Origin of the sequence: Vreelandella hamiltonii (assembly GCF_014651795.1) — a bacterium.
Taxonomy (GTDB): Bacteria; Pseudomonadota; Gammaproteobacteria; order Pseudomonadales; family Halomonadaceae; genus Vreelandella; species Vreelandella hamiltonii.
Window position 1 is genome coordinate 92,051 of sequence record NZ_BMXO01000004.1, and the last position, 16,077, is coordinate 108,127.

Genomic DNA, 16,077 nt, shown 5'->3' on the forward strand with positions numbered 1-16,077 from the left:
CAGCTTCTAAAACCGTTCGCGTACTTTAGAAGGTTGCCCGCCTTTGCACCAATCTACCTTGCCTTTTCTAATCCAAAAGTGGCACCCACAGTTGTTACGTTGATGGACTGAAGGCACGACAGTGGGTCTACGCCACCAGTCCAAAGTAACTTTCCAATTTGGCCGCAGGTGAGGGTTGAGCGAAAGGTCAATTCGCTCTCCGCAACCCCCAGGGCATCGAAATGAAGCCCATTTAGATATGCCGCTGTCACAGACCAAAACAAAGTTTTCAGCTGCACGCTGTTCACGCGGGGGTAACTTTGTACGTATCTCCGCGGTGAAGTCAGCCTTAATTAAACCGAGCTTTCTCGCAGTATTTATAATCAATGTCTTCATAAATAGGTCACCATATCTAGACAAGGTTCGACATCTGCACGGCCAAGGGTATTGAGATCATCGCAAGCAGGGCAGCCAGGTATTGAGGCCACGCCAGGAAACCGATCATCACTGGCATGAAAGCGCCTAATACGCGTGGCATGCATACCCGACTGTCCATGAAAGCCAGTAAGCGCAGCGAGGAGTTCACTTATAGCCATGCACCCAGCCTCTGTCGTAAATGCAGCCACCGCTGGAGCGGGGTCTCCCTCACCAAGTACATAGGCCTCCTGTTTTAAGGCTTCATACCCTACCGGATCACGGCGTTTAAGAGCTTCCTCATGCGCACGCCGCGGATCAATATTTCCACCACATAGCAGGCACGGATGGCCGTCGACTAGAGTTGAAACACGAGCAAAGAGATCAAAGCCGCTATCTGGTCGTCGCTGCATGGCAAGGCCGACATCGATAACAGGGATGCCATAGAATCGGCTGAACCTATTCAAGATCAGTCTGCCAGCGTGATCATCTGTGCAAGAGAACACGACATCACAAGCTTTTAAGGCCTCCACGGTGCCAGTATCACCAACAAATGCGTCGACCGTGACAAGTTTCATTCCAATGTCAGTTTCTTGAACCATACGTTGATGAATTTCCGCCTTGGACGTTTTGTCTACGACATCCTTGCGACGGCTGCCGTGAAGCCGATTAAGATTGGAAAGCTCCGCCTTATCTCTTTCGAACAATATCGCCTGCTGGACGCCGTGACGCATCAGCAGCGGAAGCACCACACTACCCGTGCCACCACCTCCAACCACACCTACACGAAGATTTGAAAGAGTGCGATTTGCAGTATCCCCGAATAGAAGCTGCTGCCGATCAAGAAAATCAGGAGGTGCAATGTTGCCTTTAGCTGAGGTTAAGGCAATGCGTGGTCCAGAATGAAGAAAACGTTCGATCGGCTCAACTTGATCACGCGAGCCCCATATCCGCGCAGCCATCACACCATCACTGTTGATTACTATGCTAATCAGGCCCTGTGTACCCTTCAATTTTGCCGTACGGGCAAGCTCAGCCTCATTGCGATCATCCTGCTCCGAAAACTCAGCGATCCCATCTGGATGTGTGTGAACAATTGCCGGAATCCATCCTTCACGCGCGGCTTCCCCAAAGAGGAGCATCAAGCTATCTGTCGTCCAGGTGATGTGAACCGGCGAAGTGTCGACCACCTCTCCCCGGTCAATATGCTGGAAGGAGTGACTGACAAACCGGCGACGCCGGACTCCAGACCATGGATCCTTCTCAATATCGGCGACACCAAATAACAGTGTTGCCGCAGCCTCATGGCCGTTTGAACTTTCAAGTAGCGACCTAATCTGCATTTCGTGTGACGCCTGAAGAACGAGATCAAAGCTAATCATCATGGACGAGCCTCTTCGAGAGCCACACGAACCCGGGCTACCATTGTTTGCAGGCCATCCACCCCAGGACGCCAAGCCGAGCAATGACGCGACCACCGCTGCCAGACTCGGTCAGCAAAATTGTGGTTCACATTCGCTGCACGAGCTTCGCGTCCGCTGGCAGATAGCTTGATCCACGGTGATGTATAAAACATATCGGGCGGAGTGTCCGGATAGCCGGGGGGCAAGATGATCAGGACATCAGTGATATCATGGTCGTATTTGCCTTGCGGTAAGGAGTACGCGGTAAGAATGACCCCGATCATGTCACCACTCTTAACGACTTCGAAGTCAAGGGCTCGGCTTTCAAGAAATACACGATCCCCAGATGGAATTAACTCCTTACCCTCAGTGGTATGATCAATGATCGAGATGAAACGTTCGACACCAGTTTTTCCGAGATCGATGAGATCGTCATCATTGATTTTCTGATCATGGCCGCCCGGAACATCGAGCCAAAGCGCATAGTTAGGCGCAAGAGCAGCAAGTTTTTTGACAACGAAGCCGGAAATGAAACGCTTCGGCCATTCGAGATCCTTGTCATCAACCTTAAATAAAAACTTGCGGTCGGTTTGGGCTACCAGTATTCGTTCAGCGCCACGACCACGCAGATCATAGGATTCATCGAGGCGAATATCCTCGAAATCACCACTGGGGAGGATTGCCGTCGCTGTATATTCGTAAACGGGAGCACCACCTGCTGCTTCGATGAACTGGCGACCCAGAGGCATAGGGTCATCAAAAATATGTTTTTTGAAGTCCAATGTTTCATCCGCGATTAATACCCGAAAATGGGCACCAGGCTTGAGCGGGCGTCCGTCTCGAACGGCGTCAAAGAGATCATCTACATTCTGGTCTTGAGGATTATCAGTCATAAGGTACTTCCTTCTGTAGTTGCGGGGCACTGTGCCCCGCTTTCAGAAGGTTAATCGCAGCATTTCCATAAGACCGGTAAATCAGTTGAGATTTTTTTTGATGAGCGGCCCATCTGGAGGATTGCCACAAACGAAGAAGTGTGGACAACGGGGGCAGGTTCGATTGGGGTTGGGTGGGAAATCGCCAGATAGAATTTTACCGACAGCGTCAACGATCTTGTCTTGGCGATTTTTTATCTTCTTCTGGCTCAGTGAAATAGGAGCGGCTACCTCATCCGTAAGGAAAACAAACTCTACTTCTGCATCCCGACCAGCCGCTAACTGGTATGCTGCAGCATCGAGTGACTCGGTAGCGTTGGAAGTCTTACGACCGGTCCAGATGCGACGGAATACAAGCCGACCGTCGCTCCTTTCGACATAATCATCAGGCTTAACCACTATCTTAGCCGCGCCTATGTCGATTTCGAAGTCGCACAGAGCTAGTGGTTTGTCGCTTTTTCGGAGGGTAATCAAAAAGTCGAACAGCCTGCGTCCAGCGACTTCATAATCTTCTGCATTTGCGTTCTCTGCCGGGCCACGCGCCTGCCAGTACTCATCAAAGTCGGGAATTTCATTCGAAGGGCCGTTTAAGAGAGCATCAATTGCACCTTGAACAGCGGCATGCATTTGCATAAAAGCACTTTCAGTACGACGCCCACCTAATTTAAGGACGTGCGTGAACAAGAAGCGGCGCGGGCATTTGTCGAAGAGCGCGAGTTGTGCAGGCGTTAAGGTAACCGTCTCCTCAAACTGGACGTCTACGCAGCTTGACAAAAGCGGCGGCACTTCGTTTGCAGCCAGAGGCGCTTCGATGCTCACCGTATCACCGAGACGGTCGATAAACGGTGACGACTTCTGGGATTTGGCGCCTCCCCGTGATTGCACGCCTCGCTGTTTCGAAGGCGCGTAGAGAAAGAGGCGGTCTTCTGCACGGGACAAAGCGACGAAGAAGAGACACTCCTGTTCTTCATCATGCCCAGGCTTAAGTGCATCGAGGCCCCGAATACCTTCCCCACCAATTAATCCATTTGGGGGCGACAAGGCCCGAATTTGATTGGCGGATTGAGGCAATGAACCGGCAGACAGTGAGGGCATATGCACCGCCTTGAACTCAAGCCCTTTGCTTTTATGAATCGTCAAAAGGCGGACAGCATCAAGGGATTGAGCGGCCACGGGAAGATCCCTCAAGTCTCTCTCGTCCGACAAAATGACGAGTCGACGAATATGATCCAGCAGGTCACCAACTGGGTAACCACGCCGCTCAATATATGTCGATCTCAGAAAATTTTGCAGTTGCCACAATGCGATCGCAGACAAAGGCTCTTTTTCGGTCAGGCCATGTGCATATCGGGCTGCAAGGCGAGTACGATCAAGGTAAAGCGAAGCGAAAGCCCTCCAAGGCGTTGCCTCGGGCTTAAGCCCATTAAACGCCTTCGCAAGAGCGGCAAACCCGCTTGCACCTTCAGACGAAATTGCGCCACCTGTAGGAAGTAAGACGCGCCAGGCGAGCGGCTCAAGGGGAGAGGCATCAGCCAAGGCCTTTGCAGCGGCCACAACGTCGTGCAATGGCACTGAAAACTCAGGAATTGTCGCAACCTTTATGAGTGCTATCGCACGCGGGTCGACGAGAAGAGAAAGTAGCGAGAGCGCTTCTTTGATTTCTGGCCGGTCGAAAAGAGGGCCCAGAAACAGGACGGGTACGTTTTGCGCTTCAAGACTAGCAGCCACCTCTGCCAGCCGATCATTGGACTTACAGAGGACAGCCTGATTCTTGTAGGTGATTCCGCTGTCCTTACAAGCGGTAATCCGAGCAGCAAGCTCATTTAGTTCGTCGTCTTTCGTACCTACACGCACAAAAATGGGCTTTTGGCCGGATGGGCCCCGGTATGCCTCCGACTGAAATCCAGCTTCGGCAGCTCTCATATTTGCACGTGCGAATCCAGCGTAAGCATCGCAAACCTCTTGGAAAGAACGGTAGTTAACCGTCAACCCCATTGTCTGACCACCAGGAAAGTCGTCGGTCTCAAATCGCGCAATATTGATTGATGAGGCACCACGAAAACGATAAATCGACTGTTTGGCATCCCCCACAACCCACAGGCCTTGCCCGTCAGGCTTCAACGCCTTCAATAACCGGACACTTGCTCGATTGACATCCTGGTATTCGTCGACAAGGACATGGGAGTAACGTGAGCATAGCTGCCCACACACATCTGCATCCGTCTCGATAAGCCTAACGGTACGAGATACCAGGTCACCGAAATCGACCGCACCATGCTTGGCTTTAAGGGACTCATATGCCTCATACACCTGGGCAATTTCCAAACACTTCTCGCCATGAATGCGTTCTTCATCGTTTTGAGCCGAGCCGTATGTCAATTGAGCAAGTATTTTATAATCTTGGTGGTCGACCACTTCGTCTTTGGCACGGGAAATTGCAGCTAGCAGGTCCCTAAGAATATCTGTCGGATCATGTAACTCCTTAAAGTGTTGGAGATTCAGCCGAACAAATTCATTCTCTAACAAGGCGACAGATTCGGCTGTATCGAGCAGCCTCGGTTCAGCCGGCAGTGACGCTCGCTCATGAAAACGCCGAAGAATGTCCAGTCCAAATGAGTGGAAGGTGCCGATAGTCAGTTCCCCTGCCGCCTCTGGCCACGCGGATAGCGCTCTGTCCGCCATTTCACCGGCAGATTTATTAGAAAATGTCAGGACAAGTATGGAAGATGGCTCAACCGCAGAGTCCCTTAGCGCGGCCAGCCGGCCTATGAGCGTCTGAGTTTTCCCAGTGCCGGGTCCCGCTCGCACCAACAAAGGCCCGCCACGGTGGCATGCAGCGCGGTTTTGTGCGGCGTTTAATGGCTTCGGATGATCGCCTTTTGACACTTTCGCTTCTGCGACTGTGGGAAGCCAGATTGCATCAAATATCTGGACCGCGACCATATCGTAAGGAGCCCGAAGCTTTTCCGCTATTGCCTGAGCGGAAAGTCCTTCTTCGAGATACCAGCGGCGAGCAAGCGCTCGTGGAAACAGAAGCTCTCGCGCAAATAGGTCCATTTGCACTTCCTGTCGAGCTTTCCGGCTGTAATCAACAGCTCGTTCGGCACCAGAGGCACCGCCGTCTGATGGGCGGGTAGGATCAATCTCTGAGCTCGTCGTGATGCCCACGTGCCCACCGAGCTCGGCGTGTCCAATCTCATGGGCAACGAAAAATGCATCCAGAAACTCATCGCCTGTACGTTCGTGTCGAATGGTTCCAGCAGGGTCATAAAGCGCTCGACCACCATTGAGCATGGCGTGTCCTGGTGGATACCCTCGAACCTCGATATCCCGCCTAGCAGCTTCCGCCAAGACGAATGTATACGGCTGCGCTGGATCATATCCTGCGCAGACGAGATCATCATGCAGCGCGGCTGCACGTTGTCGAGCAAACTCAGCTACGTCCATCTACTTCGCAGAGCCGATCTAGTGCGCGCTCTTCCTGATCACTCAAACCTAGACTATCAAGAAACTCGTTATACTCAAGCACAGCCCCTTCGTCTGGCTTTCCATCAGCCTTGAAAGCAAAACCTATGCTCGTCCGAGGTTGACTCCGCAAGAAGTCAACCAAAGCGTGAACCGCAACACCCAGTTCTCGGGCTAAACCTGTTACAACTGGCTCAGGTATAGAGCCAAGCCGAACTTTGCGGTCCCGAAAGCCAGCAAAGAAGTCTCTAGGCAAACCAACTTTCCGAGCCAAAGATCGGAGTTTATCGCCAGCCAGTGCTTCCTCAATCCCATTACGGCCAATTGCTGTTGCGGGAGCTAAGTGCCGTGTTTTCAGCTGCACGCTTTGTATATCATTTCGCGCATCCGTCAATGCCAACTCATGGTAAAGGTCTGTCAATTCCAATGCCAAGCTGGGGTATCTGTCGATATAGCTCTTAAGAACCGCATGATTCAGAGGTTCTTCCATTGTAAGCTCATCGAGTATGTCTTCCATGTTAATGTCATTAGTCATCTTGCACCTCAATGCAGAGGCGTTCGCGGATTCTTTGATAAGCACGCTTACGCATTGCCCGAACTGTCTTTGGTGTACGACCAAGTAGCTTTGCAATCGTATGTACTTCTGGATCTTCACTTTGGTCAGAATAGCCTGCTTCTTCCATATCAATTAGTCTTCTTTCATCCTTTGGGAGGGAGTCAATCGCAGCACGCAGCTGAAACCGGTAAGTAAATTCCTCCTCTTGTGTCATACCTCCTGGCTGGTACTGACTCAGGCTCTCCTCTACTTCACTTGTGACTTCACCACTTTCGTCATACTCAATTGGTGTCAGTGGTACGTCTTTGGCAAAACCATGCCGAAAAGCACTGGCACGAAGACTTGCAATTGTTCGGTCAAAGACCACTTCGTAAATATCAAGCTTTTCCTCGTAGTTTGATCTGTCGCAAAGCAGGAGCTTAACTACGCGCTCAAGAACGTACTCCTGAAGATCTGTATACCTGCCACCACGAATTTCCTTCTTCGGGCAAGCATGACGAATCCGCTGTTCTAGAAGTGGGTACAGAACGTTAAATTGAGCGTCAGACTTGTGATGTCGGGTTTGCCGAACCCAATGAACTAGAACTTCCGAAGGTATGTAATCTGGCGAACGTCGATCAAGGATGCGCGCACGTTCTGTGAAAACTTCGAGTGATACGCTCGCAATTTCGACCAGCATGTTTTCTATCGGTTGGCGACGGCAGTATAGCTGACCATCCAGCTTAGCTTTGCGCAAAGGTGGTATTTTGATTGTATCGTTCACTTAATCGACATCCATATTCAAGTGGGAATCGAACAGAGTTCCTAAGCAGATAATTTTATTAACATTTTGATCTGGTTAAAATCATGAATCTCGCTCAACTTGGTTGACTCAAGGCTAAATGCATGTAAGTCTTTGAAATCTAGACGTAGTCAATACTTACAGGTCAATATACGTCAGCTTTGAGTCGCAAAGCGTCATTCGCTTACTTCCTCATAAAACGCCACCCTTCCAGCAATAGCCCTCACACCTTCTATCGGCTCCTCATAACTCCAAGCAATATCCCGCCGCTCACCCAGCGAGAAATACACCGCATGCCCTTTAAACGGGCAATGGGTGATCGTTTCCGAAGTGGTAAGTAAGTCCATCCGCACGTCTTCACGTGGGAAGTAGTGGCGTGGCGGGTAGCCGTGTTCGCGAAGTTCCAATGTATTGGTAGAGTCAGCTAACAGAATGCCACCCACCCGCACTTGCATGCGCTGCTTGCTTGAGTGAAGCGTTATGCGTGCATTCTGCATCGTGTTGTCCCTGCGGCGTTGTTCGCTCTAGTGCTTCGAGACTAGCAGTAAAAATAAGTTAAGCCTACCTTGGGAGCTTAACTTTTAGTCGGTAATGGATGCTTTGGGTTGTAGGTGAGTCATCACTTTTACGCCACCGCTTAATACACCGCAGTGAATGCGGCACAGCACTAAGCTGGTCTGGGTGCCGTTGGCCTTAACGGTTAGCTCCCCTGCTGTATTCTAGCTACCGCTATTACCGCAGGTTTGCCAGCCGCCCGTAGTAGAAACGTGGTTGGCAAGCAGTACCGACAGTTGGTGGCGCTTTGCGATGGCGGAAAGTAGCTCGGCATCTTTTGCATAGCCGCTTGGGGAGATCAGCGCGCTGGCGAGATATACGTCCGCTTGTTGGGCGGCGGCGGTAGCGGCGTGGCTTGGGTGGGTGAAGTCGGCGCATACGGCCAGGGCGATGCGTGTGCCGTTAACGTTTATCAGGTCGCTCTCACAGCCGGGGGCACAGTAAATATCTTCCCCTTCGTGAAGGTGCTGTTTTAGGTAGAAGGTATGTTCGCCGTTGGGAAAGCAGATCACCGCTGCGATGTGGGGTTTGCCGTTAGGGTTGTGCAGTGGGCAGCCTGCTATTACTACCGTGTTATTGGCGACGGCAGCGGCGGTGAGGACGGCAAAGGTGGCATCGTCGCGGGGCATGGCCAGTTGGCTGAGTAGCGCCAGCTCGTAACCGGTGAGCGAGAGTTCGGGAAAGGCCACCACGTTGGCCCCCAGCGCGGCGGCGCGTTCTATGCAAGTTAGGTGCATTTGTAGGTTGTCGTCTACCGCTGCTTTGCTAACCGCCAGTTGGGCGAGTGCAATGGTGATGGGGGCTGGTTTGGTGGTTGTCATTTTTTGCTTCGCTGGCTGGGTGCTGGAAGGGTCGCGGGCTAAAGCCACCTCCCACCGTGCCTTTATCGGTTTTTTGCCATACAAGGTAAATACCGCTTATCGGCCAAAAACAAAAGCAGCTTGGGGATGGTTGACCCGACGATATCACCCCGCAGTCGCGAGGCGATATTAGCAGCCTGGATATTAGCGTACGCTTGGCTAAACGAATGCAGTTTCCTGAAAGCTTCCACGTGCAGTCACACCCGCATGCCATGCCAGAAGCCGCGGATACTCTTCTTTCCAGTTCACCTCTGGCAGCCTGAATGCCAAATAATCCAGCGCGACCGCAATGGCGATTTCGCCCAGGTTAACGTTTGAGGCCTGCTGTTTTTCGCCAAGCTCATTGTTCAGCTGTTTAAGCAGCCGCTGAATGGCTCGCGAACGGCGCTGACCCAGCTCGCTCTCGTCAATCTCGTTGCCATAATGCTTTCTGGCAATCACGGTCGTGAACGCGGCATCCATCAGGTTTTGGCCCAGCCCGGCTAGGTGCAGCACATCCCCCCGGCTGGCTGCTGGCAGCATTGGCGGGTTGGGGCTAACGCTATCCAGGTAAACGGCAATCAGCATTGATTCGCTAAGCGTGGTGCCCTCCTCCGTTACCAGCGCGGGAATACGCCCGGCGGGGTTGGCCTTTAAGAGTTCGGCATCGTCTGCCCAAGGGTCGCACCACTTCAGCGTCACGGTGTCCGCCAGGCCTTTTTCCAGTAATACGATGCGCACAAGGCGAGCATAGGGCGAGGTTGCGTTTAAGTAGAGTTCCATTATTGACTCCTGTAGTGCTTTGTAGGTTGTTGGGCAGAAGGATCCGTGTGGCGCTGCTGTAAGCCACGGCTAAGCAGCACCAGCAAAAAGCCAGCGACGAGGATAAGGCCGCTGATGGCAAACAGTGGCGCGTAGCTGCCCCAAGTGCCATAAAGCGCCGACATGGCATAGCCTGCTACTGCCTGGGCGGCAGCAAAAGCGGCGGTGGCTTGCCCCCAGAGTTTCTTGTGGGCGGCTGGCCCTACCAGCTCAGCAAGGCGGCCAGAGGTGAGGGCCACAATGCCGGGGATCATAGCCCCTACCATAAACGAGGAAACCGACTGGCTGAGCAGTGCAAGCGAGAACACCGGCAGTAAGACGGCGGCGGCCTTTGCCGCAAAGGCGATCATCAAGCCCCCCTGCCAACCCACTCGATGCGCCAGTGCGCCTATCATGAACGGCCCACACAGGGCGCCCAACCCGAAGATACCCCACTGCAATGAAGCTGCTTGATTGCCCAGGGCGTTTTCCCTGGCGAGATAGTCCACCCAGAACACGGTATGCGGCACAAAGCCAATCGCATCCAGGGCGTAAGCGCCCACCACCAACATAACGATTATCTTTACACCCGCACCCCGTATGGGACTATTCCCCCTTGGGCTAGCCGTGATCGGTGAGGCCAAGTGCGCTATTCCCCAGTCGCACAAAAGGCCAGCGGCAATACACAGCAGCCCAAGCGTGCCCCAGGTGACGGAGAGGCTTAACCCTAGGAGTAACGGTACGATGAAAGCCGAAAGCAGTGCACCAAAGCCAATACCGGTAAATACCATGGCGCCGACACGCGTTCGCCTTTCAGGGGGCGTGGCTGCCAGCGCCAGCGAGGGTCCAACGACCATCAAGATGGCCCCGGCAATCCCCGAGACCAACCGCCAGAAGAAGAACCATAGAAAACCACCCGCCCCGGCGCAGAGCACAAAGCTGAGCGCGATACCCGCGAAGCTTGCGGCCATCACCATGCGAGGAGAAAAGCGCTCACTCAGCGAGTGGGCGGCGAGTGCGCCGATAAAATATCCCAGCAGGTTGGCGGCCCCCAGGTAAGCGCCTTGGCTCGCGGTGAACCAACCCTCTTGAATGATCGCAGGCAATAGCGGCGTATAGGCGAAGCGTGCGATGCCAATCGCCGCCAGGGTAGCCATTATGCCTGTCATCAGCGCGGGCAGATCGTGGGTAGTGAGTGTTCGCTTCATCACGCCAATTCCTTTTTGTGCCACCCTTTGGTGGGGTCGTCAGCACGTTGGTACATCGCCAGACTACGCGCGAGGAATTATTTCTAGAAACGATTAGTTTTGATAGCTACTATCTTGTTTATAGATAACCTGACAGGGAGACGGCGCGTGCAACTTAAATCGCTGCGACTGCTCGTGGCCGTGGCCGACACCGGCAGCTTTGGTGCGGCGGCCAAGCAGCTGCACACGGTGCAATCCAATGTGACCACCCACATTAAAAAGCTCGAGGAGGAGTTAGGCGTACAGCTGATTCACCGTGCGGGGCGGGTTCGCCCTACCAGTGCCGGGTTGGCGCTGGTGGAGTACGCCGAGCGCATGCTGTCGGCCCACGATGAAGCGGTGTCGCTGTTCAAAGGCCAGGAGAAGGCGTGTGGGCGGCTGCGCATCGGCGCCATGGAGACCACGACGGCGTTGCGCCTTCCGCCGATACTAGCGGCGTACCACGCAGCGCAGCCTGACGTTGATATCCAGATCAAGACCGGGCCTACGGCTGAGTTGGTCGAGTTGTTGCTTAACGGGCAGGTGGACTGTGTTTTCGTGGCCGGTCGGCTCGAGCATGGCCGCTACCACTCGCTCAAAGCGTTTAGCGAGCAGCTTGTATTAGTCGGCTCTGCGCCGATGACGAAGATGCCCTCTTCACAAGCGCTGCTGACATCTGCCTTCTTGGCGTTTCGCCAGGGATGCAGCTACCGCCAGCGTATCGAGCTGCTGCTGGCCTCCCAGGGTGTCAATGCAGGTCGGATCTTCGAGTTTGGTTCACTGGACGCAATGCTTGGCTGCGTTGCTGCCGGAATGGGTTACACGGTGCTCCCCCGTGGCACGGTTGAAGCCCACCAGCACCGGTTCGGGATTCACACGCTGGCACTGCCCGCGTCCATCGCCAATATAGATACCTATTTTGTCGCCCCCGAACCAGAAACCTGGACACCCGCCCTGGCAAGCTTCGCTGAGACGTTGCGTGATGCGGTGGTGGAGGATGAACTTCAGTTGACTGCGTCGTGAATGGGGTAGCGACAATACGCTATAGCGTTGCTGTCCAAAACACATTCATTCAGGCAAGCCGTATTTCTTGCGAATATCCGCCACACTCGTAATGTTACCCGCTTGGCTATTTGCCATGCCCTTTTCGATGGTCTCCCGGATGTAGATCTCATGCATAAGGTCTTCCCAGGTGGCATTCACAGGAATGTTGCTCAATTAGCTTGTGCGCGTCATCTTTGCTCATCGTGGCTGACATGGTGACTACCTTTTTTAGGTACGTAGAAAATACTTTTATAGGTTACCTTGGGTTACCGTGAATGTTGCGGTTTATGCCATTTTCTGCAAATACATCGCGTGTCCTTTTAAATATTTTTGATTGCCTCCGCTATCTGCTTGAGCCTGGGCCCAGGAATCCAACTCACGGCTTAAATACTTAATACCTATAACTGCCACTATCCCAACAAATGCTACTGATGCCTACTGGCTCCTGCAGGCCTTCTTCACAAAATGGGCCGTCACCATCATGTCGCCGACGCCGTCGACCTTGCAGTCCAGTTGGTGATTCTTGCTATCCAAGAGCCGCTTGATAACCGCTTTGGTGCCCACCTTGAGTACCAATGAGCTGCCTTTGACCTTGAGGTCTTTGATCATCGTTACCTTGTCGCCTTCCGCTAACAGGGTGCCGTGGGCATCTTTTACCGTCACGGTCTCTTCTGCCTCAGCCTCAGAAGGGTTCCATTCGTGAGCGCATTCGGGGCAGATGAACAGGCTTTGATCCTGATAGACGAATTCGGATTGGCAATGGGGGCAAGGTGGGCACGACATGAATGATGACTTCTGTGGTTTGGTTTAGGCTGCTTATGATACTGAGCCTGTATACCCTTGGCGAATGCCTTCACGCCTGCCCAAGAAAGGAGAACCAGGATGAACAAACGTGACCTGGAAGCAACCTACCGTGATTACATCACCTGCCTCAATAATCAAGACTGGACGAACCTTGACCAGTTCGTGCATGACGATGTCCACCACAACGGCAGGCGCCTAGGGCTTGATGGTTATCGCGCCATGCTGGAAGCCGATTACGAGCAGATACCGGATCTTCACTTTAACATTGAGCTTTTGGCCGTTGATTCACCCCATGTCGCGTGCAGGTTGCGATTCGATGTCACACCCAAAGGTAGCTTCCTTGGCCTTGCGGTGGATGGCAAAAACGTGACGTTTTGCGAAAACGCGTTCTACCTGTTTAGCGATGGCAAGATTAGGGAGGTCTGGTCGGTCATTGATAAAGCCGCGATTGAGGCTCAGCTTGGTTAAACGTTGTGGTTATCTCCATTAACAAACGAATAGAGCAGAATATCGGATCGGTACGCCCAGCCTTGGTGGGCCTCGTTTTGTGACGATATTGGTCTAGAGAAGCGTTATCTGAGCCGTTTGACTGGCTACCTGCGCTCCTTGGATAGTCATTAACTTATCACCTGAACGACACAGCTTTGTCACTTAGGCGGGCTACCGTTGCATTGTAAGTCACAATAAAGTGAGCTTATACATTGCAGAAGGTGATCCAATGGAGCCTATTCAATCCTCTGACTTAATGCTCCGCATCGAGAAAATGGGGGTGACATATCCTGGGAATGTCCTCGCACTCCGCCCCACCACCGTCGATTTCCACAAAGGGGAGTTTACGGTACTACTCGGCCTTTCCGGTGCGGGTAAATCGACGTTACTGCGTTCTCTCAACCACTTGGTGCGGCCCAGCACTGGCAAAGTGATCTCGGCCGAGCTAGGTGCGCTCGAAACCCGGTCTACGGTACGCCGCCATCGGTGCAAAACCGCCATGGTTTTCCAGCACCATCAGCTCATTGAACGCCATACGGCGCTCCAGAATGTGCTGACCGGTCGGCTTGCTTACCACAGCACCTGGCGCAGTTTGTTTCCGCTACCCAGGCAGGAACAGGCGCTTGCTCTGCACTGCCTGGACCGCGTAGGCATGGCCGAGAAAGCGCTTACCCGGGTCGATCAACTCTCCGGCGGGCAGCAACAGCGGGTGGGCATTGCGCGTGCCTTGGCGCAGCAGCCCGCCATGATATTGGCGGACGAGCCAGTGGCCAGCCTTGACCCGGCAACCTCTGAGCGAGTGCTAACGCTACTGCGAGATATATGCCGTGAGGATGGTATTACCGCCATTATTTCACTGCACCAGCTGGAGTATGCCCAGCGGTTTGCTGACCGCATTATCGGGTTAGCGAATGCCCAAATCGTTTTCGATGCGGCCCCCTCACAGTTACAGCAACGCCACCTGAACGAGATCTACCACGGCACGCGCGGAGCTGTGACCGACGCCGCTGAGACCACCGAACCCAACCCTCAAACCACCACTCCCTCCCCGATAAAACTGGAGATTGCCCAATGAAACCGCTATTCAGCTTTTTCTTTGCCATCTGTCTTATGTTTGGAATCGCCATGCCGGCCTTGGCGGCGGACCCTGATCCAAATCCGGATCTATTAAAAGTCGCGCTACTCCCCGATGAAAACGCTTCTGAACTGATCAAACGCAACCAGCCATTGAAAGAGTATCTTGAAAGTACCCTTGGGAAAGAAATTGAGTTAATCGTCACCACGGATTACTCCTCCATGATCGAAGCCATGCGCTTTGGTCGCATCGACCTCGCCTACTTCGGCCCGCTCTCCTATGTGATGGCAAGAAGCAAAAGTGAGATCGAACCCTTTGCCGCCATGATTGTGGATGGCAAGCCCACCTATCGCTCCATCATTATTGCCAATGTCGATTCCGGCGTTGAGTCCTATGCGGATATCGAAGGCATGAAAATGGCCTATGGCGACCGTGCCTCTACGTCAAGCCACCTGATTCCCAAAACCGTGCTGCTTGAATCGGCGGGGCTGGAAGCAGGCGAGGACTATGAAGCCCATTTCGTTGGCTCCCATGATGCCGTGGCGGTGAACGTGGCCAATGGTAATGCGGATGCAGGCGGGCTATCGGAAGTGATCTTTGAGCACGTAATGGACCGCGGCCTGATAGACCGCAACCAGGTTAGGGTGTTGGGTCACAGCGGGGAGTACCCTCAGTACCCTTGGGCGATGCGTTCCAACCTGGACCCTGAACTCAAGCAGCAGATCCAGGATGCCTTCATCAGCATCGATGATGAAGAGATTCTGGACAACCTAAAAGCCGAAGGTTTCGCCGTTATCACGGACGCCGATTACGATGTGATTCGGGAAATGGGTAGTCTGCTCAACCTCGACTTCGGCAAGATGTAAGGGGGCATGATGAATCCGTCCAAAACAGTGCCGCCACCCCTTTCATCGCTTTCTCCTGACGCCGTGTTGGACGAACACGCCCGCGGCTGGCGGAGCAAGCTCTTCCAAGCGGGCTTGGTGCTGGCAGTGGTTCTTCTGGCGAGTTGGTATGTAGATCTGCTGGATTTTCGCACCCTGGCCAACGGGGTGCCTGCCATCGCTACCCTAATGGGAGAATCCCTACCGCCCGACTTTACCAACGCCATGGATTGGATAGCGCCGCTGGTCGATACCCTTGCCATGAGCATTGCCGGCACGGCGATAGCGGTCACTGCTTCCGTACCCCTGGCGTTCCTGGCCGCTCGCAATACCTCGCCCCACCCCGTGGTATTCCACGTAACCCGCACGCTGCTGAACGCTCTTCGCTCGGTGCCCGAGCTGATTATGGGCATTATTTTCGTTGCTGCCGTGGGGTTTGGCGCCTTACCGGGCGTGCTCGCGCTCGGCCTTCATTCTATCGGCATGGTGGGTAAATTCTTTGCCGAAGCGATCGAGCATGTCGACCCAGCCCCGGTAGAGGCCGCCAATGCCGCTGGCGCGACGCGATTACAGGTTCATTGGCACGCGGTGCTCCCGCAGGTGCTTCCGCAGTTTGCTGATGTCTCTATCTACCGCTGGGAATACAATTTCCGCGCCTCTACGGTGATGGGCATGGTGGGGGCTGGCGGGATCGGCTTCGAGCTAATGGGCTCTTTACGCGTCATGCAGTACCAGGAAGTCAGCGCCATCCTGATTGTCATACTCGTTATGGTGACGATGGTGGATAGCCTTAGCGGCCATCTTCGTAAGAAATTCAAGTAAGGAAATCA

16 protein-coding genes are annotated in these 16,077 nt (G+C 53.6%); 5 read left to right on the forward strand and 11 right to left on the reverse strand.

The features are described from left to right. Window positions 1–6: 6 nt before the first annotated feature. The 10 genes from IE061_RS18290 to IE061_RS06255 form a co-directional block, all read right to left on the reverse strand. Complete coding sequence (locus IE061_RS18290; RefSeq protein ID WP_353956170.1) at window positions 7–375, reverse strand: DUF6527 family protein; 369 nt, start codon at window positions 373–375, stop codon at window positions 7–9. Next, complete coding sequence (locus tag IE061_RS06215; protein WP_044628451.1) at window positions 372–1,778, reverse strand: ThiF family adenylyltransferase; 1,407 nt, start codon at window positions 1,776–1,778, stop codon at window positions 372–374. Before IE061_RS06215 ends, IE061_RS18290 begins: the two co-directional genes overlap by 4 nt. Beyond that, window positions 1,775–2,689 (reverse strand): multiubiquitin domain-containing protein, encoded by a 915-nt coding sequence (locus IE061_RS06220; protein WP_044628450.1) that lies wholly within the window; start codon window positions 2,687–2,689, stop codon window positions 1,775–1,777. The genes IE061_RS06215 and IE061_RS06220 overlap by 4 nt, the downstream gene beginning before the upstream one ends. A gap of 81 nt (window positions 2,690–2,770) precedes the next feature. Beyond that, on the reverse strand, window positions 2,771–6,175 hold the full coding sequence (locus tag IE061_RS06225; protein WP_193461260.1) for an ATP-dependent helicase: 3,405 nt from the start codon (window positions 6,173–6,175) through the stop codon (window positions 2,771–2,773). Beyond that, window positions 6,162–6,710, reverse strand: a complete 549-nt coding sequence (locus tag IE061_RS06230) for a hypothetical protein (protein ID WP_152621766.1) — start codon at window positions 6,708–6,710, stop codon at window positions 6,162–6,164. Before IE061_RS06230 ends, IE061_RS06225 begins: the two co-directional genes overlap by 14 nt. Before the next feature lie 10 nt (window positions 6,711–6,720). Next, window positions 6,721–7,512 (reverse strand): sigma-70 RNA polymerase sigma factor region 4 domain-containing protein, encoded by a 792-nt coding sequence (locus IE061_RS06235; RefSeq protein ID WP_044628447.1) that lies wholly within the window; start codon window positions 7,510–7,512, stop codon window positions 6,721–6,723. A gap of 194 nt (window positions 7,513–7,706) precedes the next feature. Then, window positions 7,707–8,027, reverse strand: coding sequence for a DUF427 domain-containing protein (locus tag IE061_RS06240; protein ID WP_044628446.1), 321 nt, complete (start codon window positions 8,025–8,027; stop codon window positions 7,707–7,709). 222 nt (window positions 8,028–8,249) lie between these two features. Beyond that, window positions 8,250–8,906 carry a carbon-nitrogen hydrolase family protein gene (locus tag IE061_RS06245; RefSeq protein ID WP_228168538.1) on the reverse strand — a complete coding sequence of 219 codons (657 nt, stop codon included), beginning with the start codon at window positions 8,904–8,906 and terminating at the stop codon, window positions 8,250–8,252. A 198-nt stretch (window positions 8,907–9,104) separates the two neighbouring features. Further along, complete coding sequence (locus tag IE061_RS06250) at window positions 9,105–9,707, reverse strand: glutathione S-transferase family protein (protein WP_044628445.1); 603 nt, start codon at window positions 9,705–9,707, stop codon at window positions 9,105–9,107. Then, entirely contained in the window at window positions 9,707–10,933 is a 1,227-nt protein-coding gene (locus IE061_RS06255) for a YbfB/YjiJ family MFS transporter (RefSeq protein WP_058578241.1), read from the reverse strand. Before IE061_RS06255 ends, IE061_RS06250 begins: the two co-directional genes overlap by 1 nt. A gap of 147 nt (window positions 10,934–11,080) precedes the next feature. Here IE061_RS06255 and IE061_RS06260 point away from each other — a divergent pair, with 147 nt between their 5' ends. Further along, on the forward strand, window positions 11,081–11,974 hold the full coding sequence (locus IE061_RS06260; protein WP_044628443.1) for a LysR family transcriptional regulator: 894 nt from the start codon (window positions 11,081–11,083) through the stop codon (window positions 11,972–11,974). A 456-nt stretch (window positions 11,975–12,430) separates the two neighbouring features. On the opposite strand, the gene IE061_RS06270 is transcribed toward IE061_RS06260, so the two are convergent. Beyond that, on the reverse strand, window positions 12,431–12,778 hold the full coding sequence (locus IE061_RS06270) for a zinc ribbon domain-containing protein YjdM (RefSeq protein WP_044628442.1): 348 nt from the start codon (window positions 12,776–12,778) through the stop codon (window positions 12,431–12,433). Window positions 12,779–12,877: 99 nt separating this feature from the next. Here IE061_RS06270 and IE061_RS06275 point away from each other — a divergent pair, with 99 nt between their 5' ends. The 4 genes from IE061_RS06275 to phnE all read left to right on the forward strand — a co-directional run bounded on the left by IE061_RS06275 (window position 12,878) and on the right by phnE (window position 16,069). Next, entirely contained in the window at window positions 12,878–13,267 is a 390-nt protein-coding gene (locus IE061_RS06275; RefSeq protein WP_022522627.1) for an ester cyclase, read from the forward strand. A 250-nt stretch (window positions 13,268–13,517) separates the two neighbouring features. Beyond that, window positions 13,518–14,363: a phosphonate ABC transporter ATP-binding protein gene (phnC, locus tag IE061_RS06280; RefSeq protein ID WP_022522626.1), complete on the forward strand. Its 846-nt coding sequence runs from the start codon at window positions 13,518–13,520 to the stop codon at window positions 14,361–14,363. Next, on the forward strand, window positions 14,360–15,229 hold the full coding sequence (gene phnD, locus IE061_RS06285; protein WP_022522625.1) for a phosphate/phosphite/phosphonate ABC transporter substrate-binding protein: 870 nt from the start codon (window positions 14,360–14,362) through the stop codon (window positions 15,227–15,229). The genes phnC and phnD overlap by 4 nt, the downstream gene beginning before the upstream one ends. Before the next feature lie 9 nt (window positions 15,230–15,238). Next, window positions 15,239–16,069, forward strand: a complete 831-nt coding sequence (gene phnE / locus IE061_RS06290) for a phosphonate ABC transporter, permease protein PhnE (protein ID WP_027960098.1) — start codon at window positions 15,239–15,241, stop codon at window positions 16,067–16,069. The last annotated feature ends 8 nt before the right edge of the window (window positions 16,070–16,077 follow it).